Genomic DNA, 21,103 nt, shown 5'->3' on the forward strand with positions numbered 1-21,103 from the left:
TCGCTACTAAACGAAAGGGAGGCAGCTGTGCGCAAGTTAGTAGACCGGTAGGACAACGGAAAACCCGGCGCGCCCGAAGGCGCCATGCGCACAGCCACCATCGAGTGCGGGCAATGCCCGACTGATGAGACTCATGCGACCGTATCCTTAACCGGGCTACTAAACCCGACCACTGATGGGCAGTGGCAGGAAAACAATAGAACCCCAGGACAAGGCGCACAAGCGGGCGGATTCTGGCGTAGTTGTAGGCAAAGGCGCAAGGATGCGTGGGTTGGTGGTGGGGTGTAGGTGGGGTCTGTAGGAGCAGGGTTTGTCGGCGATGCGGGTGACTTGTTTTGGTCTGGAACCGTGTCGATTTCATCGCGAGCAAGCTCGCTCCCACAGGGATTGGGGGGCTGTTGCAGATGCTGTGTTCACCACCACCCAGTGTGGGAGCGGGCTTGCTCGCGAAGAGGGCGGCACATTCAATATTGATGCAAGCTGACCCGCCGCTTTCGCGAGCGAGCTCGCTCCCACAGAGATTGGGGCAGGAGACCTCTCGCCCTGAACCCGGCCACCGCGTTGTGCCATGTTGATCGTGTTCAGCCTTTTGGGGGGCTGCTGCGCAGCCCAGCGGGAGCAAGCTCCCTCGCCACAATGGATTTCATTGCCACAAGGAATTTCCCCCACCACAAGGAATCGGCATGGCTTGACTGAACGGCATGCCCCTGGGAGGGTTATTTGCGCTTGAGCATCTCCGGCAACTGCGCCACCAACTTCTGATTATTCAACGGCGCCCGAATAAACCCACGCTGAGTACCGTCCGGCCCGATCACGGCGAGGTTGCCGCTGTGATCAACCGTGTAATTGGGCTTACTGGTATCCGCCGGAATAAACGGAATGCTCACCGCATTCGCCAGTTTCTGCAGGTCTTCGACGGATGACGCGGTCAGGCCTACGAACTGCGGATCGAAGTACCCCAGGTACTGCTTCAGTTGCTTGGGCGTGTCGCGGTTCGGGTCGACGCTCACCAGTACGATCTGCAACTTATCCACAGCCTCTTTCGGCAACTCGCTTTTGATCTGGCGCAGTTGGGCGAGGGTGGTTGGGCAGATGTCTGGGCAGAAGGTGTAGCCGAAGAACAGCAGGCTCCATTTATCCTTCAAGCCATCGATTGCCACGGGCTGGCCGTCCTGGTCGGTCATTTTCACGTCCGGCAGGTTGCGGCTCTGAGGCAGCAGGATGATGCCGGCGTCGATCAGCGCGGTCGGGTCGCCCTGGCCTTTGCCCGACAGCACCTTGTTGATGGTCAGGCCGAGGATCAACGCGATCACGGCCACGAGGATGAAGACGGTTTTCTGGGTTCGAGTCATAGGCTCAACAGTAAGTAATGATCTACAAGCAGGGCGATGAACAGCAGGAACAAGTAATAAATAGAGTACTTGAAGGTGTTGATCGCCGCGTGCGGCCGACTGCCACGGTACAACACCACGGCCCATTGCAGGAACCTGGCGCCCAATACGAGCGCGCAAACAAGATAGAGCATGCCGCTCATATGGATCACGAACGGCATCAGGCTCACCGCCAGCAGCACCAGGGTGTAGAGCAGGATATGGATTTTGGTGTAGTGCTCGCCGTGGGTCACCGGCAGCATCGGGATGTCGGCCTTGGCGTATTCCTCTTTGCGGTGGATGGCCAGGGCCCAGAAATGCGGCGGGGTCCAGGCGAAGATGATCAGCACCAGCAGCAGCGGTTCGGCGCTGACATGACCGGTGGCCGCCACCCAGCCCAGCAATGGCGGCGCCGCGCCGGCGAGGCCGCCGATGACGATGTTCTGCGGCGTCGCGCGCTTGAGGAAGCCGGTGTAGACCACCGCATAACCCAGCAATGAGGCGAGGGTCAGCCAGGCGGTCAGTGGGTTGGTGAAGGCCAGGAGCAAGGCCTGGCCGATCACCGCCAGGGCCAGAGCGAAGGTCAGTGCGGCGGCGGGGGAGATCCGCCCTTCGGCCAGTGGCCGTTTGTGGGTGCGGGCCATGACTGCGTCGATGCGCCGGTCCACCACATGGTTGACCGCTGCCGCGCCGCCGGCACACAGGGCGATGCCCAGGTTGCCGAACACCAGCACCGTCCACGGCACGCCGGCGCGGGTGGCGAGGAACATGCCCACCAGCGAGGTGATCAGCATCAGCACCACCACTTTCGGCTTGGTCAGCTCCAGGTAATCGCGCCAGATCGCTTGGCTGTGGCGTTCACCGGTCAAGGTTGCCATGGCATCTCTCCTTTTATTGTTAGGGGGCTGGCGCCGTGTTTATGCGGGTTGAACCGCCAGCGCAGCGGGACTTGATGCTTGACCCGGACCAGGCTGGTACGGGCGTGATAGTTGACCAATACCAGGGTCAGCAGCAACGCGGCGCCCCCGGCGTTGTGGGCGACGGCCACCGGCAGCGGCAGATGGAACAGCACGTTGCTGATGCCCAGGGTGATCTGGGCCGCCAGTGCCGTCAGCACCAGCCCGGCCAGGCGGGTCATGCCGACGGTCTTCAATTGCCAGGCCAGCCCCAGCAGCACCACGGTCACCAGCAAGGCGCCGATGCGGTGGGTCAAGTGGATGGCGGTGCGGGCGTCGCTGTCGAGCTGCCCGCCCAGGTAGTTAGGGCCGATGTGCTGGGTCAGGTGGAAACCGTTGGCAAAGTCGGCCGGTGGCAGCCATTGGCCGTGGCAGGTGGGGAAATCGATGCAGGCCACGGCGGCGTAATTGGAGCTGACCCAGCCACCGAGGGCGATCTGGCCGATCACCAGTAGCAGCCCGGCGGTGGCCCAGTGTTGCAGGCGCTTGGGTACGGTCAGCGCCGGCAGCACGCCGGACAATCGCAAGGTCAGCAGGAACAACAGGCTCAACGTCGCGAACCCGCCCAGCAAATGCCCGGTCACCACTTGGGGCCACAGCTTGAGGGTCACGGTCCACATACCGAATGCCGCTTGCGCGAAGACCACCGCCAGCAGAAACAGCGGCAACTTCAATGGCTGACCCGGGCGGTGGCGGTTCATCCAGGACCGTGCCGCCAACGCTACGATCATCAAGCCCAGGGCCCCGGCGAAGTAGCGATGGACCATCTCGTTCCAGCCCTTGTGGGCTTCCACCGGGGTGTCGGGAAAGTGCAACTCGGCATGGGCCAGTTGGGCTTCGCTCTTGGGCACGCTGATGAACCCGTAGCAACCGGGCCAGTCGGGGCAGCCGAGACCGGCGTGGGTGAGCCGGGTGTAGGCGCCCAGCAGGACGACGATCAGTGCCAGCAGCGTGGCAAACAGCGCGAGGCGAAATCCAGGTTTGGCCATGTCGATGCCCTCATCCGATGTTCGACAGTTTCAGCAAGTGGCGCAGGTCGTTGAGCAGGTCCTTGCCCTTGACCCGGGCGTCGTAGCGCAGCACCAGGTTGCTGTGGGGGTCGATGATCCACAGCTGGGCGCCGCCGGAGCCCTGGGCGCCTTTCTGATAGGCCGGCAGGTCCAGTGGGTAACGTTGCAATTGCGGGTATTCGCGCTGCAGTTGGGCGTCGTACTCGGCGTCGAGCGGTTGCGCGATAGCCAAGGCATGGCTGGCGCGAGAGGCTTCGCGGCCCAAGCCGATTTGGACTTGCCGGGCCAGGTACACCAGTTGCCGGCAATCCACCGAGCATTCCTGTGGTGCCGTGACCAGGATCTGCCAGCGCTGTTCATCGGCCTGTACGCCAATCTCGGCGCGGGTCTGGCCGGTGCCGATCAGTTCGCCGTGGTAGCTGCGGCTGTCGGGCACCCAGAACTGGAACTTATACATGCCGGTGGCCAGGATCATCGGGCCGATCACTCCGAGCACGATCAGCAGCAATTGCACGCGGCCCTTGCGACGGTTGTGTGCCGCGGGCGCCTCAGACGTGTTGGTTGGATTCATGGTGCTTCCCATGGTGTCTCCCTGCGTTGTGCCATCCGAGATAAAGAAAAAGGCCGAACAGGGCCGCCGCCATGGCGAACCACTGCACGGCATAACCGAGGTGTTTTTCGGGGCCCATGGCTACCACCGGCCAATCGGTCCGGTAGGCGCCGGGGCCGCTTTGTTGGCGCATTTCATAGGCGAAGCCGCTGCGGCCCAGGTCGGCCCAGAGCTTGTCCGGCTCGATGGCAGTGACCAGTCGCGGCCAGGGGGCGCCCGCCGGGTCGGGGTGGAGCTGGAACGTCGCGCCCGGAGCAACATAGACCCAGGCCTGGAGGCTGACGGGTTGTTCCGGCGTGACGAAGACCGGCGGGGTGCGCCGGTCCGGCCAGGGCAGCCAGCCGCGATTGACCAGCAGCCAGAGCCCGGTCCGGTGGTCGAGGAACGGTTGCAGCAACTCGACGCCGACCTTGCCGTCGTGTTGGCGGTTATCCAGCAGGATGCTGTGCTCGGTGTCGAACTGGCCCTGCAGCGTGACCGCTCGAAAGGCCGGGTCGGTGGTGTGCGCCAGCTCGGTGCTGTCCAACGGCGGCGCCACGCGGCGCTCGGCGTAAGTGTCCATGAGCACACGTTTCTGTTCGCCCCGGCTCAATTGCCAGAACCCCAGGCACACCATCACCGGCACCAGCACGGCGACCACCAGCGACGGCAGGATGCCCGGCCGAAAGTGTTTCATGGCGCCGTCCGAAAGCCGTCGAACGGGATAGCTATACTCACGTGCATTGCGTCCCCCGGAGTGTCCCTAATGCTAAAAGCAGCCATCGTCCTGATGCTGATTGCCACGATTGCCAGCCTGTTCAGCGGTCTGTTTTTTTTGGTCAAGGACGACAGCAGTTCCAATCGCCTGGTCATCGCCTTGGCGATCCGGGTCAGCCTGGCCGCCGTCACCGTCGGCTTGATCGCCTGGGGTTTCTTCAGCGGCCAACTGGTGTCACACGCGCCCTGGTAGCGTTTGCTTCAGAGCACGTAGACGAAGATGAACAAGCCGATCCACACCACATCGACGAAGTGCCAATACCAGCTCGCCGCCTCGAAGCCGAACTGATGCTCGTTGTCGAAGTGCCCGCGCATGATGCGCATCAGCATGACGAACAGGATGATCGTGCCGATGGTGACGTGGGCGCCGTGGAAACCGGTGAGCATGAAGAAGGTCGCGCCATAGACGCCGGAGCCCAGGGTCAGGCCCAGCTCTTTGTAAGCGTGGATGTATTCCTCGGCCTGGAAGCCCAGGAAGGCGCAACCCAGCAGGACGGTGATGGCCAGCCAGATTTTCAGCGCACCGCGATGGCCTTTTTTCAGGGCATGGTGGGCGATGGTGACGGTGACGCTGGAGCTGACCAGCAGCACCGTGTTGAGCAGCGGCAAGCCCCAGGGGCTGATGACGTCCTTGGGCGCCGGGAAGAGTTTCGGGTCGGGGTTGTTCAGCAGCGGCCAGGCGAACTCGAAGCTCGGCCAGAGCATGTGTGACAGGCCCTTGGTGCCTTCACCCGCCAGGCCGGGCGCGGAGATCATGCGCACATAGAACAGGGCGCCGAAGAACGCGATGAAGAACATCACCTCGGAAAAGATGAACCAGCTCATGCCCCAGCGGAACGAGCGGTCGAGCTGGGCGCTGTACAGGCCGGCGCGGCTTTCCTTGATCACCGCGCCGAACCAGCCGAACAGCATGTAGGCCACCAGCAGGCCGCCGACGAAAAAGATCAGCGGGCCGTGGGATTCGGGTCGGGCGGCTTTCAGGTCGTTGAACCAGGTCGCCAGGCCGTACACCGTGACGAACATCCCGACCGTGGCGATGATCGGCCATTTGCTCTGGGCCGGAACGTAATAGTGTTCGTGAGTTGCCATTTATTGTTCTCCTTATCGGGCACGCTATCGGTCAGTGTTTAGAGCCACCGGTGGATGACGAGCGGTGATGTCGAACAGCGTGTAGGACAGCGTCAGATGCTTCACTTCCTTGGGCATGTCCCGGTCAACGATGAAGCGCATGGGCATTTCGATGCGTTCGCCGGGTTGCAGCACTTGCTGGGTAAAACAAAAACATTCGGTCTTGTGGAAATAGGCCGCCGCGGTGCTCGGTGCGATGCTCGGCACCGCCTGGGCACTCATCGGCCGGTCGGTGGGGTTGTGGGCGACGAAGACCATTTCGTTCACCGCCCCCGGCTGGACCACCAACTGGTCGCCCTTGGGGTAGAAGTCCCAGGGCATGTCCACCGAATTGGTCGACAGGAACTGCACGCGGACCTGGCGCGACTCATCGACGGTCTGCTCGCCTTCGTACTGCCCGGCGGTCTTGCCGTTGATGCCGAACGCCTTGCACATCACGTCGTAGATCGGCACCAGGGCAAACCCGAAGATGAACATGGCCACCACCACCAGTAGCAGGCGGGTGACCAGTTTTTTCATCGAAATCGAATCAGCCATGGATGCGGCTCCTTGCACTGAACCCTGTGGGAGCGGGCTTGCTCGCGAAGAACGATGACGCGGTGTTTCTGTTAGACCGCGTCGTCTGATTCGCGAGCAAGCCCGCTCCCACACAGGTCCTCTGTGTCATCTCATTTCACTTCCGGCGGCGTGGTAAAGGTGTGATACGGCGCCGGCGACGGCACGCTCCACTCCAGCCCTTCGGCCCCATCCCACGGCTTGGCCGGTGCCGGCTCGCCGCCGCGGATGGTCTTGATCACGATGAACAGGAAGAAGATCTGCGTGGTGCCGAACATGAACGCGCCGATGGACGAGACCATGTTGAAGTCGGCGAACTGCAGGTTGTAGTCGGGAATCCGCCGGGGCATGCCGGCCAGGCCGACGAAGTGCATCGGGAAGAACGCCAGGTTCATCCCAATGAACGACAGCCAGAAGTGCAGCTTGCCGAGGGTTTCGTCGTACATGTGGCCGGTCCATTTCGGCAGCCAGTAGTAGGCCGAGGCGAAGATCCCGAAGATCGCGCCGGGCACCAGTACATAGTGGAAGTGCGCCACCACGAAGTAGGTGTCCTGGTACTGGAAGTCCGCCGGGGCGATGGCCAGCATCAGCCCGGAGAAACCACCGATGGAAAACAGGATCACGAACGCCACGGCAAACAGCATCGGCGTCTCGAAGGTCAGCGAGCCTTGCCACATGGTGCTGGCCCAGTTGAACACCTTCACCCCGGTGGGCACGGCGATCAGCAGGGTGGCGTACATGAAGAACAGCTCGCCCACCAGTGGAATGCCGACCACGAACATGTGGTGCGCCCAGACGATGAACGACAGGAACGCAATGGCGGCCGTGGCGTAGACCATCGAGGTGTAGCCGAACAACGGCTTGCGCGAGAACGCCGGGATGATCGAGCTGACGGCACCGAAGGCCGGCAGGATCATGATGTACACCTCGGGGTGGCCGAAGAACCAGAACACGTGCTGGAACAGCACCGGGTCACCGCCACCGGCGGCACTGAAGAAGCTGGTGCCGAAGTGGATGTCCATCAGCATCATCGTCACGCAGCCGGCCAGTACCGGCATCACCGCGATCAGCAGGAACGCGGTGATCAGCCAGGTCCAGACGAACAGCGGCATCTTCATCAGGGTCATGCCGGGGGCGCGCAGGTTGAGGATGGTGGCGATCACGTTGATCGCGCCCATGATCGAGCTGATGCCCATCAGGTGGATGGCGAAGATGAAGAACGTCACGCTTTCCGGCGCATAGGTGGTGGACAGCGGGGCATAGAAGGTCCAGCCGAAGTTCGGCCCGCCCCCCGGGGTGAACAGCGTTGACACCAGCATCAGGAACGCCGCCGGCAGCAGCCAGAAGCTGAAGTTGTTCATGCGCGGCAGGGCCATGTCCGGCGCGCCGATCATCAGCGGGATCATCCAGTTGGCGAGGCCGACGAAAGCCGGCATCACCGCGCCGAAGACCATCACCAGGCCGTGCATGGTGGTCATTTGGTTGAAGAATTCCGGCTGCACGATCTGCAGGCCGGGCTGGAACAGCTCGGCGCGGATCACCATGGCGAACGAGCCGCCCAGCAGGAACATCGAGAAAGCGAACCACAGGTACAGCGTGCCGATATCCTTGTGGTTGGTGGTCAGCACCCAGCGCATCAGGCCCTTGGCGGGGCCGTGGGCGTGGTCGGCACCGGCATGACCGTGGTCATCGATCACAGCACTCATGTCCTGTCTCCTTCGAACGAGTGGGCTGGACGGCGCGGGGCGATGAGCCCCGACCGGTTACGGGAACACACGTCAGGCCGGCTCATTTGCTTTCCGCCTGTTTGAGTTCCAGCACTTCTTTAGGCGTAACCATGTCGCCCTTGTTGTTGCCCCAGGCGTTACGTTCATAGGTCACGACCGCGGCGATATCGACTTCCGACAGCTGCTTGCCGAACGCGGCCATGGACGTGCCGGGCTTGCCGTGGAAGACGAGGCTCAGGTGATCAGCCTTGGGCCCGGTGGCGATTTTCGATCCCTTGAGCGCCGGGAACATCGGTGGCAGACCCTGGCCTTCGGCCTGGTGACAGGCCACGCAGGTGGTGTGGTAGACCTTGTCGCCACGTTCCTTGAGTTCTTCGAGCGTCCATTCCTTGCTGGTCAGCTCTTTGAGCTGCGCGGCTTCGGCCTTGCGTTCGCCCAGCCATTTTTCATAGTCGGGCTTGCTCTTGACCTCCACCACGATTGGCATGAAACCGTGGTCCTTGCCGCACAGCTCGGCGCATTGGCCGCGGTACAGGCCGGGCTTGTCGACACGGGTCCAGGCTTCGTTGACGAACCCGGGGATCGCATCGCGCTTGACCGCGAAGGCCGGCACCCACCAGGAGTGGATCACATCGGCGGAGGTCACCAGAAAGCGCACCTTGGCATCGACCGGCAGCACCAGCGGCTTGTCGACCTCCAGCAGGTAATGCTCGCCCTTGGCGCTCTGGTTATGGATCTGTTCGGCGGGGGTCGCCAGGTTGCTGAAGAACTCGACGTCCTGGCCCAGGTACTTGTAGTGCCACTTCCATTGATAGCCAGTGATCTGGATATCGATGTCCGACTCGCTGGAGTCGTACATCTTGATCAAGGTGGCGGTGGCGGGAATCGCCATCAGCACCAGGATCAGGAAGGGCACGATGGTCCAGAGGATTTCGACGCGGGTGTTTTCGTGGAAGTGCGCGGCATTCTGGCCGGTTGAGCGGCGGTGCATGATCATCGACCAGAACATGGCGCCGAAGACGATGATGCCGATGACCACACAGATCCAGAAGATGGTCATGTGCAGGTCGAACACTGCGTTGCTGATCTGTGTCGCTCCAGGCGCCATATTCACAGTCCAGGCCGCTTGTGCCTGGCTGAAAATCGACCACAACAGGAGGCCCATCCATACGTGTGGATGTCGCGTCATTGCGGGTTCCCCTTATCGTTCTTGTTATCCCGTAGGCGTAACGCCTGCGGCAAGGGAGAGCGGCTACATCAGACTACGAACTCGACCGCCGTGCCTTGCTGCCTATGTATCGGGTTCATCAGCTAACTCCATTCCAACCCGAGTATAGACAGCACCTGCAACCTCGCAACGCGATGGCGTAAATCGTTTGAAACAGCGGGGGCTTGCGCTAGAGCCCACGAATGGAGAAGGATGCGAGCCTGAGTGATGGCAAACCGATATAACTGCGACGCAGCAAGGATGAGGCGGTTATGAAAAATAGGTCTTAGGAGTGTTTTTGGGCCAGCTAAGTTATGTCTTCCCTATTTCTTTGCCTTTGTTTCCTGGAGTTGTCATGAACACCGCCGCATTGCGCGAGCAGATCCAAAAAGCCCAACAACACGAAGCCGAGACCGGTCAGTTGAGCCGTCAGTTGACGGCCCAACTGCCGAACCTGCACCGAGCCATTCAATTACCAGACGCGAACGCCAACGACGTCCTGGCGCGTTTTGTCGCCGCCTACATTGATGAAGTACCCGACCTGCTGGATGCAGCCAATGATGTCGCCAGGGAGGCGGGTATCGAGTCGCAGATCAAACCGGTACTGAAGATTGCCGAACAGTACTTCCTCCAGCCGCCGACCATCATGGCCGGGCATGTTGGGCTCGACAGCCTTCTGGACGAAGCCTACCTGGCCCATCGGTTCGTCGAAGAGGTCAACGACCTGTACATCAAGCATTTCGGCCAGCCATTGATCCCCTTGGACATGACGGTCGCCAATCTGATCGCTCACCAGTTGATCGGTGAGGCATTTGCCAACCAACTCGATGAAGTGGTCCATCACACGTTCGATGAGATGCTCAACGACGAGACGTTTGCATTGGAGTCGGTAGAAACCTACCGCGAGAAGCTCAGCAGCCCGGAAACCGGCGCGGCCTGGAAGCGCTGGCCGTGCATGTCCCGTCGTCTGGGCGTGGGACTGGAGCTGGATCAGCCGGCGGCTTGATGGGCCACTTGAGAAAATAGCGGCCCTGTGGCGAGGGAGCTTGCTCCCGCTTGAGTGCGAAGCACTCACAAAAACGAGCCTGCTGCGCAGTCCAGCGGGAGCAAGCTCCCTCGCCACAATGAATCAAGCAAACCTTAAGTGAGCGGTTGCCTATGGGAGTGTCAGGCAGACGCTGCGCCAACCCCCACGGTCGTGCGCAACCGCCCCTCCAACCTACGCTTGAGCCCACGGGATTCGATCAGCAGCTTCGAACCCTTGCTGGCATTCGCCCGGCCCCATTCTTCCAGCAACTCCAGGCACGAGTGGTCGATGTAGCTCAGGTTATTGAGCGGCACATGCACGGTCGCGCCGGTCGGTATGGTGCCCAGTACCTGGGTCAATGCCGGCACCTTGAGGAAGGTGGCGGCCCCGACCAGGCGCAGTTCCATCTCACCTTCCTGGGGCAGGTCGATCAGGCTGATTTTCAGGCGTGAGGCTTTCCAGGCCAGTTTCGCCAGGGTCAGGCCGAAGCCGATCAGCACACCGGTCAGCAGGTCGGTGAAGATGATCGCCAGGGCCGTTGCGGCGTAGGTGAACATCGGCATCCGGCCATAACGGCCCAGGCTGCGAAACGCCTTGAGGTCTACCAGTTTGAAACCGGTGTAGACCAGCACACCCGCCAGGCTCGCCACCGGAATGCTTTGCAGCACGCTGGACAGCAACAACACGAACAGCAGCAACCACAGGCCGTGGAAAATCGTCGACATCCGCGTGGTGGCCCCGGCCTGGACGTTGGCCGAGCTGCGCACGATCACCCCGGTCATCGGCAAGGCGCCGAGCAGGCCGCAGAGCATGTTGCCGATACCTTGTGCCGACAGTTCCCGGTCAAAGTCCGCCCGTTCACCGCTGTGCATGCGATCCACGGCGGCCGCTGACAGCAGGGTTTCGGCGCTGGCGATGAAAGCCACCGCGAACGCGGCGATCAGCAGCGTCGGGTCGGCCAGGTTCAGCAGGTCCGCCGGGCGCAGCCAATCAATGGCCTCGGCGAGGTTCTCCGGCACTTCCACACGCTTGACCTGCAAGGCCAGCAGCAGGCTGGCGACGGTCGCCAGGCCGACACCCAGCAAGGCGCCAGGAATGAAGCGCAGGCTGTGGGGGCGAAACTTTTCCCATAGCCACATCACCGCAATCGTCGACAGACCGAGCAGCCCCGCCTGCCAGCCAAAGGACGGCAAGGCCTGGGCCACCGCCGCCGGGAACGCCGCCAGGTTATCCAACCCGGAAGGCTTGGGTGCCGCGTCGAGCATCACATGGACCTGGGACAGCACGATCAGCACGCCGATACCCGCGAGCATGCCGTACACCACGGCAGGCGCGGTGACCCGGAACCAGCAGCCCAGGCGAAAACGCCCGGCCAACAATTGCAGCAGACCGGCCAGCAGCAGGATCGGCCCGAGCATTGCCACGCCATGCTGGCGCACCAGTTCGAAGACCAACACCGCCAAACCGGCGGCTGGGCCACTGACTTGCAGCTTCGAGCCGGCCAGGAAACCCACCACCAACCCACCGATGATGCCGGTGATCAAACCTTTGGCCGGTGGCAGGCCGGAGGCGATGGCAATGCCCATGCACAAGGGCAGCGCCACCAGAAACACAACCACCGAAGCCAACAGCTCCCGTGGCAGAACAGCTTTTAATTGAGCAGCACGCATGGCGACTCTCCCGAAGTTTTCTTCAGGCATGGCGAGGCCCTACCGCGCAAACAGCGGTAAGGCTTGAACCATGCAAGGATGATTAGGAGTGGTTAGAAGCGCGCTTTGGGCGTCGCCACCGGTATCGGATGGCTGCCATCGAGCGGCAGGAAACGTCCCTGGTCCGCGTCAAAGGCTTTGATCTCGCTGGTCTCGATGTTGTACACCCAGCCATGGATGAACAACTGACCGCTGGCCATGCGCGACGCCACCGAGGGATGCGTTCGCAAATGCTGCAGCTGCGCGATCACGTTCTCTTCGGTGAGAATGGGCATGGTCTGTTTTTCGTCGCCGCACGGACAGTTGTCATGGACCATGGTCTTGGCCACTTCGGCGTGGCGCAGCCAGGCCTTGACCGTGGGCATTTTTTCCAGGGTGTCGGGGTTGAGCACGGCACGCATGGCGCCGCAGTCGGAATGGCCACAGACAATGATGTGTTGCACACCGAGGGCCAGCACGGCGTATTCGATGGCGGTGGAGACGCCGCCGTTCATCTGCCCGTAAGGCGGCACGACGTTGCCGACGTTACGGGTCACGAACAGGTCGCCGGGGGAGCTATGGGTGATCAATTCGGGCACGATGCGCGAATCGGCGCAGGTGATGAACATCGCCCGGGGTGCTTGGGCGGTGGCGAGTTTCTTGAAGAGTTCTTCCTGTTGCGGAAAGATCTCGTGATGGAAATGCAAAAAGCCGTCAACAATATGCTGCAGCGCTGCATCGGCGGTTTCCGCCTCGGGTTGGGCTGAAGCCGACGCAGCCAACGGCTGTTTATCCTTGTCACTCATGATTCATCCTCTTTTGACGGTATGACGCCAGTGGCTGGTTAAAATACGTCCAGGTCGTAATCCCCGACCTGTCAGTCACTCGCTGAACAAGGTAGCGGCCGAAACTTAACTCAAACTGAAATCGAAGGCTCTAGGACAATGATTCCAGGGGTGGCGAAACGCTGGCGCAGATCATGTCCAGTAGCCGTTCCAGGGGCAACTTTAATCAAATCAACGACATCTGTCGGCCCGGCGGACAGAAGGCATCGCAGTCAAGATTGTAGCCGTCGCGGCGCTCCAGCCCCAGGCGCTTGAGTGCCTTGGCAAATCGCTGGGCCAGCAGGTCGGCGAACGGGCCTTCGCCGCGCATCCGCACACCGAAGCGGCTGTCATACAGTTCGCCACCGCGGCTCTGGCGCACCAGGCTCAGTACGTGGGCGGCGCGTTGCGGGTAATGCGCCTGCAACCACTGCTCGAACAGCGGCGCGACTTCCAGCGGCAGGCGCAGCATGACGTAGGCGGCATTCTGCGCGCCGGCGGCGTGGGCTTCGGCCAGCAGGCTCTCGATCTCGCTGTCGTTGATCATCGGGATCATCGGTGCGCACAGCACCCCCACGGCAATCCCCGCCTCGCGCATGACCTTGATCGCCCGCAGCCGCGCCTTGGGCGCCGCCGCCCGGGGTTCGAGAATGCGCTTGAGTTCATCGTCCAAGGTGGTGAGGCTGATCATCACGTGCACCAGGCGTTGTTGCGCCAGTTCGGTCAGCAGGTCCAGGTCGCGCAGGATCAGCGAACCCTTGGTGACGATGGTCACCGGATGCCGATAACGCAGCAGCACCTCGAGAATCCGGCGGGTTATCCGTTGTTCGCGCTCGATAGGCTGATAAGGATCGGTGTTGGACCCCAGCGCGATCGGTGCGCATTGATAGCCGCGCCGGGACAATTGCTCTTCCAGCACATCGGCGGCATTGGTCTTGGCGATCAGCTTCGTTTCGAAATCCAGCCCCGGCGACAGGTCCCAATAGGCATGGCTGGGGCGTGCATAGCAGTAGATGCAGCCGTGCTCGCAGCCTCGGTACGGGTTGATCGAGCGGTCGAACGGGATATCGGACGAGGTGTTGCGGGTAATGATGGTCTTCGCCGTTTCGAAGCGCACTTCGGTGCCCTGGGTCTGCGGGACTTCCTGATACCAGCCGTCATCTTCGGCCACCGAGCGACTCGGGGCGAAGCGGTTGTGCGGGTTGGTCGCGGTGCCGCGGCCGCGCGGCGGAAGGGGGGCTGGCATGGGAGTACTCCGAAAGCTGTATGTGCATACAGTATTCGCTGTGTTCGATTAAGGCCAGTGCCATTCAGCAGCTCAAATACCGGATCGGCGTTCACAACGCTTTGACGTTCTCCTCACAGGCTTTTAACCGCAGCGAGACGAGACTGAGCCTCTCGTATTTCTTCATTTTCGGTCGTCCATGCATGCTCAAGTTCTGCTCCCGTTCGTTGCTCTGCCTGGCCTTGCTCACCGGGTTGGTCGAGGCGCCCGCCCAAGCGGCCGATTCCCCTGAGGCGAGGCCCGCTGAATGGGCGCAGCCGGTGGAAAAGGACTACAACCTCTACCAGATGTCCCCCACGCTCTACCGCAGTTCCCTGCCGGACGGCGGGGCGGTGTCCTTGCTGACGAAGCTCAGGATCGGCACGGTCATCACCTTCCTGCCGGAGTCGGACAAGCGCTGGCTGTCCACCCCCGGCATCGAGCAAGTGCAGTTGCCCTATCGCACCAATCACGTCGATGACAGCGACATACTCAGGGCCTTGCGCGCCGTCCAGGCGGCCGAAGCCAAGGGGCCGGTGCTGATGCATTGCAAGCACGGCTCGGACCGCACCGGGCTGGTGGCCGCCATGTACCGGGTGGTGGTCCAGGGCTGGAGCAAAGAAGACGCCTTGAATGAAATGACCGAAGGTGGCTTCGGTGACAGTCATCACTTCAAGGACGGGGTGCGCTACATGATGCAGGCCGACATCGACAAACTCCGCACGGCGCTGGCGAACGGCGATTGCAGCACCAGCGTCTTTGCCCTTTGCTCCTTGGAAAGCTGGGTCAATTCAACGACGCCGGCGCAGCACCTCGACCCCCAGATGGCGCTGCCGCAGCATTGATCGGCCGGGGGCCGGTAAAGGCGGCGATGGATTCGTACAACGGTCGCAAGTCGCCCGGGGCAAAAATGGTTTCGCGCAGTGCCCGGCCTGTTGCCGGGTTGAACAGCCCGTCACGCTGGAATCGCTGGAACACTTTGGTGGCCAGTGCCTTCGACCAGGCATAGGCGTAGATCCGCGCGCCATAGCCGGTCACCAGATAATCCAGGCCATTGGGCCAGCGCTCGTTCGCGGACACCGGCAAATGCCCCACCTGCGCACTGGCTTGATCGAACACCTGCTGGACGGTCCGCCCGTCGCCGTGGGTGCGGTGCAGCTCCATATCGAATAACGCGTTGCGCAACAGGACGGCGGTTTCCCAACTGGCCTGGGTGGTGGCAAAGGTCAGCAGTTGGCCGGCGACCTTGTCAGGCATCGTCGTCCCGGTTTGATAGTGCCTTGAGACACGCACCAGGCATTGCCTGGAGAAGCACCATTGCTCGAACAACACCCCGGCAAACTCGGCGGTGTCGCGGGACAGGCCAGAGACGCCCGACAGGTCACGGTACTCGGCACGGGTCAGGACATGCTGCAGGCAATGACCGAACTCATGGAAAAGAATCCGCAGTTGCAGATGATCGAGCAGGACCGGGTCCGCCCCTACGCTGCGCGGTAGCCAGCCATGCAGCGTCGCAATGGGGTGTCGCGGGCGTCCCTCGGCGGTGATGCGGCGGCTTCGCAGGGTTGTGGTATGGGGGTAACCGTCCCGGCTTGCATCCGAAAACGGATCGAAATAGAGGTAGCCAATGACCGCTCCCCATTCGCTGACTTCGAAAAGGCGCACCTCCGGGTGCCAGGTCGCCACGTCATGTCGCTCGGCGAAGCTCACCCCGAACAGCTCCGTCGCCATCAGCAGTAGCTGGGCGAAGGTGGATTCCAAGGGGAACCAGACGCTCAGCGCTTCCTTGGAAAGGCCCGCTGCCTGCTGGCGAAGTTGATTCGCCAGGTAGGGGTAGTCCCACGGCTGGAGTTCGTTGAAACCCTGTTGCGTGGCAAAGGCCTTGAGCTGGCGCGCGTCCCGGTCGAAAGCGCCGTGCTGTCGTTTGAGTTGGGCCCGCAGGAACGCCAGGACTTCTTCGGTCGACACGGCTTGCTCGTTCTCGATCGCCATTTGAGCGAAATCCCCATAGCCCAGGACGGTGGCGTACCGATGACGGTCTTCCAACAACTGCCTGAGGATGTCGCTGTTGTCGAAATGGCCCGCCTGGGGGCCCTGATCCGATGCGCGTGTGCTGTAGGCCTCGTACATCTGCTGACGTAAGGCGCGGTTGTCGGCGTATTGAGTGACGACGCCAAACGATTCCTCGCTGAGTGTCAGTAACCATCCCGTGCGCCCGGCGTCGCGTGCGCGCTGGGCCATCTGTTGTTTGAAGCGCGACGGCAGGCCGCTCAGCAGGGCTTCATCGTCAAACGCTTTGCTCCAGGCCTGATTGGCCATGTGCAGGTTTTCCAGGAACAACCCCTGGAGCTCGTTGATGCGCAACTTCAACAGATTCAGGTCGGCCGACAGGTGCTCTGCCGACCTGTTCTGGTGAAACTGGCCGAGGATTTTCTTCAGGACCCGTTTGCGAGCCGGGGCGAAATGCTCGGCGATCTGGCTGTCTGCCAGGCGCTGGTAAAGCGTGAACAGCGTGGGGTGTTGTTTGAGTTCAACCTGGAAGTCATGCAGCCGCTCAGTGCATTCCAGGGAAGCCTGCGCCCAGGCCGCCCCTGGCCTGGTCGTGGTCAGCAGATGCAGCAGGTAGCCGAAACTCTCCAGGCGTGCATGGATTTCGTCCATGGCCAGCACAAGGTCATCCCAGGTGGGAAAGGGGGTCTGGGTCTTGATGATATCGGCCACTTGGGCACGACTTTCCACCAGGATCCAGTCCAGGGCCGGGGAGAAATGTCGGGCCTGGATGTGGGCAAACGGGGGCAGGTCATAGGCCTGCAACAGCGGATTGTCAGCGTCGAGCATGGGAACCTTCCGGTCAGTCTGTACTGGCTGGACAGTCTGTAAAGGAAGGACCCGGGTCCGGCGGTAAATATGTATCGCTTCCGGGCCGGGCGGCCCGGAAGGTAATGCCGCAGATGTCAGTCGGTTTTTTTCTTCAACTTGGGGTTGGGGAAAAACTGCACCGCCTGGACCTTGGCGTCCGGCACCTTGAGCGCCGAGGTGTTCACACGGGTGCCCAATTCCTTGGGCACGGACAGGCCTTGCTCGTTGAGCGTGTCGGAATAACCGCAGGCCACGCATTCGCGGTGCGGCACGCCGTCTTCGTTCCACATCATCAACTTGTCCGGTTCACTGCACGCCGGGCAGACCGCCCCGGCGATGAAGCGTCGTTTGGTAATCACAGGCCCCTCACTCATGCTGCCGCGTCCTCACTCAGGCCGCTATGGCGCAAGAGTGCGTCAATCGATGGCTCACGGCCACGGAAGTCGACGAACAGCACCATCGGTTCCTGGGAGCCGCCACGTGCAAGGATCGCCTCACGGAAGGCACGCCCGGTGTCGGCGTTGAGCACGCCGTCCTCTTCGAACTTGGAGAAGGCATCGGCCGACAGCACTTCCGCCCACTTGTAGCTGTAATAGCCCGCCGCGTACCCGCCGGCGAAGATGTGGGCGAAGCTGTTGGGGAAGCGGTTGTAGGCCGGTGGGCGCATGACCGACACCTCGTCGCGCACGCCTTCGAGCACTTGCAGCACGCTACGGCCGTCGCCGTGGGTGGCGTGCAGCTCGAAGTCGAACAGCGAGAACTCCAGCTGACGGACCATCATCAGGCCGGACTGGAAGTTTTTCGCCGCGAGCATTTTTTCCAGCAGGTCCTGGGGCAGTGGTTCGCCGGTTTCGTAGTGGCCGGAAATCAGCGCCAGGCCTTCGGGTTCCCAGCACCAGTTCTCCATGAACTGGCTCGGCAGTTCCACCGCATCCCAGGCCACGCCGTTGATGCCGGACACGCCAGCGTGTTCGACGCGGGTCAGCAGGTGGTGCAGGCCATGGCCGAACTCGTGGAACAGGGTGGTGACTTCATCGTGGGTCAGCAGCGCCGGCTTGCCGCTGTCGGCCGGGGTGAAGTTGCACACTAGGTTCGCGACGGGGCTTTGCAGGACGCCTTCGAAGGTGCGACGACGGTCGCGGGCACCGTCCATCCAGGCGCCGCCACGCTTGTTGGCGCGGGCATAGAGGTCGAAGAAGAAGCGGCCGACGTGTTGGCCGTTCTCCTTGATTTCGAACAGGCGCACGTCTGGGTGCCAGCTGTCGAAGCCTTTCAGTTCGGCGATCTCGATGCCGTAGAGACGCTGGACGATGGCGAACAGGCCGCTGAGGACCTTGTCGATCGGGAAATAGGCGCGCAGGGCTTCCTGGGCCACGCTGTAACGCTGCTGGCGCAGTTTTTCACCGTAGAAACCGCTGTCCCAGCTTTGCAGGTCGGGGCAGCCTTGTTCGGCGGCATAGGCCTTGAGCTGTTCCAGGTCCTGGGCCGCGAACGGCTTGCTGCGCTTGGCCAGATCACGCAGGAAACTGAGGACCTGATCGCTGGACTCGGCCATCTTGGTCGCCAGGCTCAACTCGGCGAAGTTGGCGAAACCGAGCAATTGGGCCAGTTCCTGGCGCAGGTCGAGGATCTGTTCCATCACCGGGCCGTTGTCGTTCTGGCCGGCGTTCGGGCCCTGGTCCGAGGCGCGGGTGCAGTAGGCGGCGTAGACTTCTTCACGCAGGGCGCGGTCTTCGGCGTAGGTCATCACCGCGTAGTAGCTGGGGAATTCCAGGTTGATCAGCCAGCCGTCCAGCTCCTTGGCCTGGGCGGCCGCGGCCATTTGTGCCTTGGCCGAATCGGTCAGGCCGGCGAGGGCGGTTTCGTCAGTGACGTGCTTGGTCCAGGCCTGGGTCGCGTCCAGCAGTTGGTTGGAGAAGCGGCTGCCCAGCTCGGACAGTTTGCTCTGCACCTCGGCGTAGCGCTTCTGCTGCTCGGGCGGCAGGTCGATACCCGACAGGCGGAAATCGCGCAGGGAATGTTCGAGGATGGTTTTCTGCGCCACGTCGAAGCCGGCGGCTTCCGGGCTGTTCGCCAGGGCTTCGAAGGCCTGGAACAGTTCGCGGTTCTGGCCCAGTTCGGTGGAGTAGGCACTCAGCGCTGGCAGGCAGGCCTCGTAGGCTTCGCGCAGTTCCGGGCTGTTGCGCACGGCGTTCAAATGACTGACCGGGCTCCAGGCGGCGCCCAGGCGATCATTGAGCTCGTCCATCGCCAAAACCAGGCCGGCCCAGGTAGGCTGCTGGACTTGGGTCTTGAGGATTTCGGCAATGGCCGCACGGTTATCAGCCAGGATCTGCTCGATGGCCGGTTGCACGTGCTCGGCACGGATCGCCGAGAATGGCGGCAGGTCATAGGGCTGCAAAAGAGGGTTGTTCACGCTCACGGTCGACACCTTGGCTGGAAGAAACATTGGCCCATCTTAATTACAATCGGCGTTCACCGCAGCTAGCAGCGCCTATCACCGGATAAGAGAGAGCCTATCGTGACCCTTCGCACGTACCAGAACCACAGCCCGCGGCTAGCCCGTGGCGCTTTTGTCGACAGCACCGCGGTGGTGATCGGCGACGTCGAAATCGGCGAAGACAGCTCCGTCTGGCCGCTGACGGTCATTCGCGGCGACATGCACCGCATCCGTATCGGTGCGCGTACCAGCGTCCAGGATGGTTGTGTGCTGCACATCACCCACGCCGGGCCCTTCAATCCGGATGGCTTCCCGTTGCTGATCGGCGACGACGTGACCATCGCCCACAAGGTCATGCTCCATGGTTGTTCGGTGGGCAGCCGGATCCTGATCGGCATGGGCAGCATCGTCATGGACGGCGCGGTGGTGGAAGATGACGTGATCATCGGCGCCGGCAGCCTGGTACCGCCGGGCAAGCGCCTGGAAAGCGGTTTTTTGTACGTGGGCAGCCCGGTGAAACAGGTCCGGCCGCTGACAGACAAGGAACGTGCGTTTTTCACTTACAGCGCGGCGAACTACGTGAAGCTCAAGGACCTGCATCTGGCCGAAGGTTACGACCAGGCCTGAAGGGGTCGCCTGCCATCCCCTCATTCATCGTGGCGAGGGAGCTTGCTCCCGCTTGTCAGTGATATTCCCCAGGAACTGCCATGCATTACCAAACCGTACTCTTCGACCTCGACGGCACCCTCACCGACCCCCGGGAAGGGATTACCCGTTCGATCCAGTTCGCCTTGAGCAAGCTGGGCATCGACGAACCCGACCTGACCCGCCTCGAGCACTTCATCGGCCCGCCGCTGTTGCAGGCCTTCATGCAGTTCTATGACTTCGACGAAGCGAAGGCCTGGGAGGCGGTGAATTTCTATCGTGAGCGGTTCAAGGTCACCGGGCTGTACGAAAACCGCGTCTTCGACGGCGTGATGCCGCTGCTGGAAACCTTGGGCGGCCAAGGACGCCAGTTGTACATCGCCACCTCCAAACCCTGGGTCTTCGCCCGGGAAATCGCCCGCCACTTCGACTTCGCCCGGCATTTCAAGGTGATCTACGGCAGCGAACTGGACGGCACCCGTACCAACAAGGTCGAGCTGATCGCCCACCTGCTGGCCGAAGAAGGCCTCGACCCGGCCAGCACCCTGATGATCGGCGACCGCAAACACGACCTGATCGGCGCCCACAGCAATGGCCTGGATGCGGCAGCGGTTGGGTATGGGTTTGGCAGCCACGAAGAACTCAGCACCGAGCGCCCGGCGTATCACTTCCAGACGGTGGAAGCGTTGCATCAGGCGTTTTTGCGGCGTTAGTTATATTGCCATCGCGGGCAAGCCTTGCTCCCACAGGCATTCCAGCTACTGCTGTTGAGTGAGCAAGCCATGCCCAGGCATTCCAGATGCTGCTGTTGAGTGAGCAAGCCATGCCCAGGCATTCCAGCTACTGCTGTTGAGTGAGCAAGCCATGCCCAGGCATTCCAGCTACTGCTGCTGAGTGAGCAAGCCATGCCCAGGCATTCCAGCTACTGCTGTTGAGTGAGCAAGCCATGCCCAGGCATTCCAGATGCTGCTGTTGAGTGAGCAAGCCATGCCCAGGCATTCCAGCTACTGCTGTTGAGTGAGCAAGCCATGCCCAGG

21 protein-coding genes are annotated in these 21,103 nt (G+C 62.0%); 5 read left to right on the forward strand and 16 right to left on the reverse strand.

All coding sequences use genetic code 11. From position 1 onward, the window contains the following. Positions 1–716 precede the first annotated feature (716 nt). The 5 genes from IB266_RS16905 to IB266_RS16925 are packed head-to-tail and all read right to left on the reverse strand — an operon-like array spanning position 717 to position 4,622. Complete coding sequence (locus tag IB266_RS16905) at positions 717–1,352, reverse strand: SCO family protein (RefSeq protein ID WP_092167730.1); 636 nt, start codon at positions 1,350–1,352, stop codon at positions 717–719. After that, on the reverse strand, positions 1,349–2,248 hold the full coding sequence (gene cyoE, locus IB266_RS16910) for a heme o synthase (protein WP_060739833.1): 900 nt from the start codon (positions 2,246–2,248) through the stop codon (positions 1,349–1,351). Before cyoE ends, IB266_RS16905 begins: the two co-directional genes overlap by 4 nt. Then, positions 2,236–3,315 carry a COX15/CtaA family protein gene (locus IB266_RS16915; protein WP_192261852.1) on the reverse strand — a complete coding sequence of 360 codons (1,080 nt, stop codon included), beginning with the start codon at positions 3,313–3,315 and terminating at the stop codon, positions 2,236–2,238. The genes cyoE and IB266_RS16915 overlap by 13 nt, the downstream gene beginning before the upstream one ends. Before the next feature lie 10 nt (positions 3,316–3,325). Then, positions 3,326–3,919 (reverse strand): hypothetical protein, encoded by a 594-nt coding sequence (locus IB266_RS16920; protein WP_103308936.1) that lies wholly within the window; start codon positions 3,917–3,919, stop codon positions 3,326–3,328. Then, positions 3,885–4,622, reverse strand: coding sequence for an SURF1 family protein (locus IB266_RS16925; protein ID WP_192261853.1), 738 nt, complete (start codon positions 4,620–4,622; stop codon positions 3,885–3,887). Before IB266_RS16925 ends, IB266_RS16920 begins: the two co-directional genes overlap by 35 nt. A gap of 69 nt (positions 4,623–4,691) precedes the next feature. Between IB266_RS16925 and IB266_RS16930 the strand changes: the two genes are divergently transcribed. Next, positions 4,692–4,895, forward strand: a complete 204-nt coding sequence (locus IB266_RS16930; protein WP_060739830.1) for a twin transmembrane helix small protein — start codon at positions 4,692–4,694, stop codon at positions 4,893–4,895. 8 nt (positions 4,896–4,903) lie between these two features. Here the strand turns inward: IB266_RS16930 and IB266_RS16935 are convergent, their stop codons facing one another. From IB266_RS16935 to coxB, 4 genes are all read right to left on the reverse strand, one after another. Next, positions 4,904–5,791 (reverse strand): cytochrome c oxidase subunit 3, encoded by an 888-nt coding sequence (locus IB266_RS16935; RefSeq protein WP_103308931.1) that lies wholly within the window; start codon positions 5,789–5,791, stop codon positions 4,904–4,906. A gap of 24 nt (positions 5,792–5,815) precedes the next feature. Further along, entirely contained in the window at positions 5,816–6,367 is a 552-nt protein-coding gene (locus IB266_RS16940; RefSeq protein WP_092167719.1) for a cytochrome c oxidase assembly protein, read from the reverse strand. A gap of 131 nt (positions 6,368–6,498) precedes the next feature. After that, the gene (gene ctaD, locus IB266_RS16945) at positions 6,499–8,091 is read right to left on the reverse strand and encodes a cytochrome c oxidase subunit I (RefSeq protein ID WP_063323567.1); all 1,593 of its coding nucleotides are present in this window, start codon (positions 8,089–8,091) and stop codon (positions 6,499–6,501) included. Between the two features lie 82 nt (positions 8,092–8,173). Next, complete coding sequence (coxB, locus tag IB266_RS16950) at positions 8,174–9,301, reverse strand: cytochrome c oxidase subunit II (protein WP_192261854.1); 1,128 nt, start codon at positions 9,299–9,301, stop codon at positions 8,174–8,176. A gap of 373 nt (positions 9,302–9,674) precedes the next feature. On the opposite strand from coxB, the gene IB266_RS16955 reads away from it, so the two are divergent. After that, positions 9,675–10,325 carry a hypothetical protein gene (locus tag IB266_RS16955; protein WP_060739825.1) on the forward strand — a complete coding sequence of 217 codons (651 nt, stop codon included), beginning with the start codon at positions 9,675–9,677 and terminating at the stop codon, positions 10,323–10,325. Between the two features lie 161 nt (positions 10,326–10,486). Here the strand turns inward: IB266_RS16955 and IB266_RS16960 are convergent, their stop codons facing one another. The 3 genes from IB266_RS16960 to IB266_RS16970 form a co-directional block, all read right to left on the reverse strand. Further along, positions 10,487–12,016, reverse strand: a complete 1,530-nt coding sequence (locus IB266_RS16960) for a SulP family inorganic anion transporter (RefSeq protein ID WP_192261855.1) — start codon at positions 12,014–12,016, stop codon at positions 10,487–10,489. A 92-nt stretch (positions 12,017–12,108) separates the two neighbouring features. Then, positions 12,109–12,840 carry a carbonic anhydrase gene (locus tag IB266_RS16965; RefSeq protein ID WP_060739823.1) on the reverse strand — a complete coding sequence of 244 codons (732 nt, stop codon included), beginning with the start codon at positions 12,838–12,840 and terminating at the stop codon, positions 12,109–12,111. Positions 12,841–13,045: 205 nt separating this feature from the next. Next, complete coding sequence (locus tag IB266_RS16970; RefSeq protein WP_192261856.1) at positions 13,046–14,104, reverse strand: PA0069 family radical SAM protein; 1,059 nt, start codon at positions 14,102–14,104, stop codon at positions 13,046–13,048. A 182-nt stretch (positions 14,105–14,286) separates the two neighbouring features. Here IB266_RS16970 and IB266_RS16975 point away from each other — a divergent pair, with 182 nt between their 5' ends. Then, positions 14,287–14,967, forward strand: coding sequence for a tyrosine-protein phosphatase (locus IB266_RS16975; RefSeq protein ID WP_192261857.1), 681 nt, complete (start codon positions 14,287–14,289; stop codon positions 14,965–14,967). Here the strand turns inward: IB266_RS16975 and IB266_RS16980 are convergent. The 3 genes from IB266_RS16980 to prlC form a co-directional block, all read right to left on the reverse strand. Further along, entirely contained in the window at positions 14,909–16,960 is a 2,052-nt protein-coding gene (locus IB266_RS16980) for a M3 family metallopeptidase (protein ID WP_192261858.1), read from the reverse strand. The two genes, IB266_RS16975 and IB266_RS16980, sit on opposite strands and share 59 nt — an antisense overlap. Positions 16,961–17,076: 116 nt before the next feature. Then, positions 17,077–17,355 (reverse strand): YheV family putative zinc ribbon protein, encoded by a 279-nt coding sequence (locus IB266_RS16985; RefSeq protein WP_047230061.1) that lies wholly within the window; start codon positions 17,353–17,355, stop codon positions 17,077–17,079. After that, positions 17,352–19,403 carry an oligopeptidase A gene (gene prlC / locus IB266_RS16990; RefSeq protein ID WP_103308934.1) on the reverse strand — a complete coding sequence of 684 codons (2,052 nt, stop codon included), beginning with the start codon at positions 19,401–19,403 and terminating at the stop codon, positions 17,352–17,354. Before prlC ends, IB266_RS16985 begins: the two co-directional genes overlap by 4 nt. Positions 19,404–19,502: 99 nt before the next feature. On the opposite strand from prlC, the gene IB266_RS16995 reads away from it, so the two are divergent. Both IB266_RS16995 and IB266_RS17000 read left to right on the forward strand, forming a co-directional pair. Then, entirely contained in the window at positions 19,503–20,048 is a 546-nt protein-coding gene (locus tag IB266_RS16995; RefSeq protein ID WP_060739819.1) for a gamma carbonic anhydrase family protein, read from the forward strand. Positions 20,049–20,128: 80 nt separating this feature from the next. Further along, a complete protein-coding gene (locus IB266_RS17000; RefSeq protein WP_060739818.1) occupies positions 20,129–20,779 on the forward strand; it encodes an HAD family hydrolase in 651 nt (216 codons plus the stop codon). Positions 20,780–20,906: 127 nt separating this feature from the next. Here IB266_RS17000 and IB266_RS30735 read toward each other — a convergent pair. Continuing rightward, a partial coding sequence (locus IB266_RS30735; RefSeq protein ID WP_225613559.1) for a hypothetical protein occupies positions 20,907–21,103 on the reverse strand: 197 nt, incomplete at its 5' end.

It is taken from the genome of Pseudomonas sp. Pdm06 (assembly GCF_014851795.1).
GTDB classification, from domain to species: domain Bacteria; phylum Pseudomonadota; class Gammaproteobacteria; order Pseudomonadales; family Pseudomonadaceae; genus Aquipseudomonas; species Aquipseudomonas fluorescens_AA.

Excerpts from the sequence above, each read along its gene's own strand:
- IB266_RS16985 (WP_047230061.1), bottom strand. The coding sequence starts at position 17,355 with ATGAGTGAGGGGCCTGTGATTACCAAACGACGCTTCATCGCCGGGGCG.
- cyoE (WP_060739833.1), bottom strand. The coding sequence starts at position 2,248 with ATGGCAACCTTGACCGGTGAACGCCACAGCCAAGCGATCTGGCGCGAT.
- ctaD (WP_063323567.1), bottom strand. The coding sequence starts at position 8,091 with ATGAGTGCTGTGATCGATGACCACGGTCATGCCGGTGCCGACCACGCC.
- IB266_RS16920 (WP_103308936.1), bottom strand. The coding sequence starts at position 3,919 with ATGGGAAGCACCATGAATCCAACCAACACGTCTGAGGCGCCCGCGGCA.
- IB266_RS16960 (WP_192261855.1), bottom strand. The coding sequence starts at position 12,016 with ATGCGTGCTGCTCAATTAAAAGCTGTTCTGCCACGGGAGCTGTTGGCT.
- IB266_RS16915 (WP_192261852.1), bottom strand. The coding sequence starts at position 3,315 with ATGGCCAAACCTGGATTTCGCCTCGCGCTGTTTGCCACGCTGCTGGCA.
- IB266_RS16905 (WP_092167730.1), bottom strand. The coding sequence starts at position 1,352 with ATGACTCGAACCCAGAAAACCGTCTTCATCCTCGTGGCCGTGATCGCG.
- IB266_RS17000 (WP_060739818.1), top strand. The coding sequence starts at position 20,129 with ATGCATTACCAAACCGTACTCTTCGACCTCGACGGCACCCTCACCGAC.
- IB266_RS16940 (WP_092167719.1), bottom strand. The coding sequence starts at position 6,367 with ATGGCTGATTCGATTTCGATGAAAAAACTGGTCACCCGCCTGCTACTG.
- IB266_RS16935 (WP_103308931.1), bottom strand. The coding sequence starts at position 5,791 with ATGGCAACTCACGAACACTATTACGTTCCGGCCCAGAGCAAATGGCCG.
- IB266_RS16975 (WP_192261857.1), top strand. The coding sequence starts at position 14,287 with ATGCTCAAGTTCTGCTCCCGTTCGTTGCTCTGCCTGGCCTTGCTCACC.
- coxB (WP_192261854.1), bottom strand. The coding sequence starts at position 9,301 with ATGACGCGACATCCACACGTATGGATGGGCCTCCTGTTGTGGTCGATT.
- IB266_RS16925 (WP_192261853.1), bottom strand. The coding sequence starts at position 4,622 with ATGAAACACTTTCGGCCGGGCATCCTGCCGTCGCTGGTGGTCGCCGTG.
- IB266_RS16930 (WP_060739830.1), top strand. The coding sequence starts at position 4,692 with ATGCTAAAAGCAGCCATCGTCCTGATGCTGATTGCCACGATTGCCAGC.
- IB266_RS16965 (WP_060739823.1), bottom strand. The coding sequence starts at position 12,840 with ATGAGTGACAAGGATAAACAGCCGTTGGCTGCGTCGGCTTCAGCCCAA.
- IB266_RS16980 (WP_192261858.1), bottom strand. The coding sequence starts at position 16,960 with ATGCTCGACGCTGACAATCCGCTGTTGCAGGCCTATGACCTGCCCCCG.
- IB266_RS16955 (WP_060739825.1), top strand. The coding sequence starts at position 9,675 with ATGAACACCGCCGCATTGCGCGAGCAGATCCAAAAAGCCCAACAACAC.
- IB266_RS16970 (WP_192261856.1), bottom strand. The coding sequence starts at position 14,104 with ATGCCAGCCCCCCTTCCGCCGCGCGGCCGCGGCACCGCGACCAACCCG.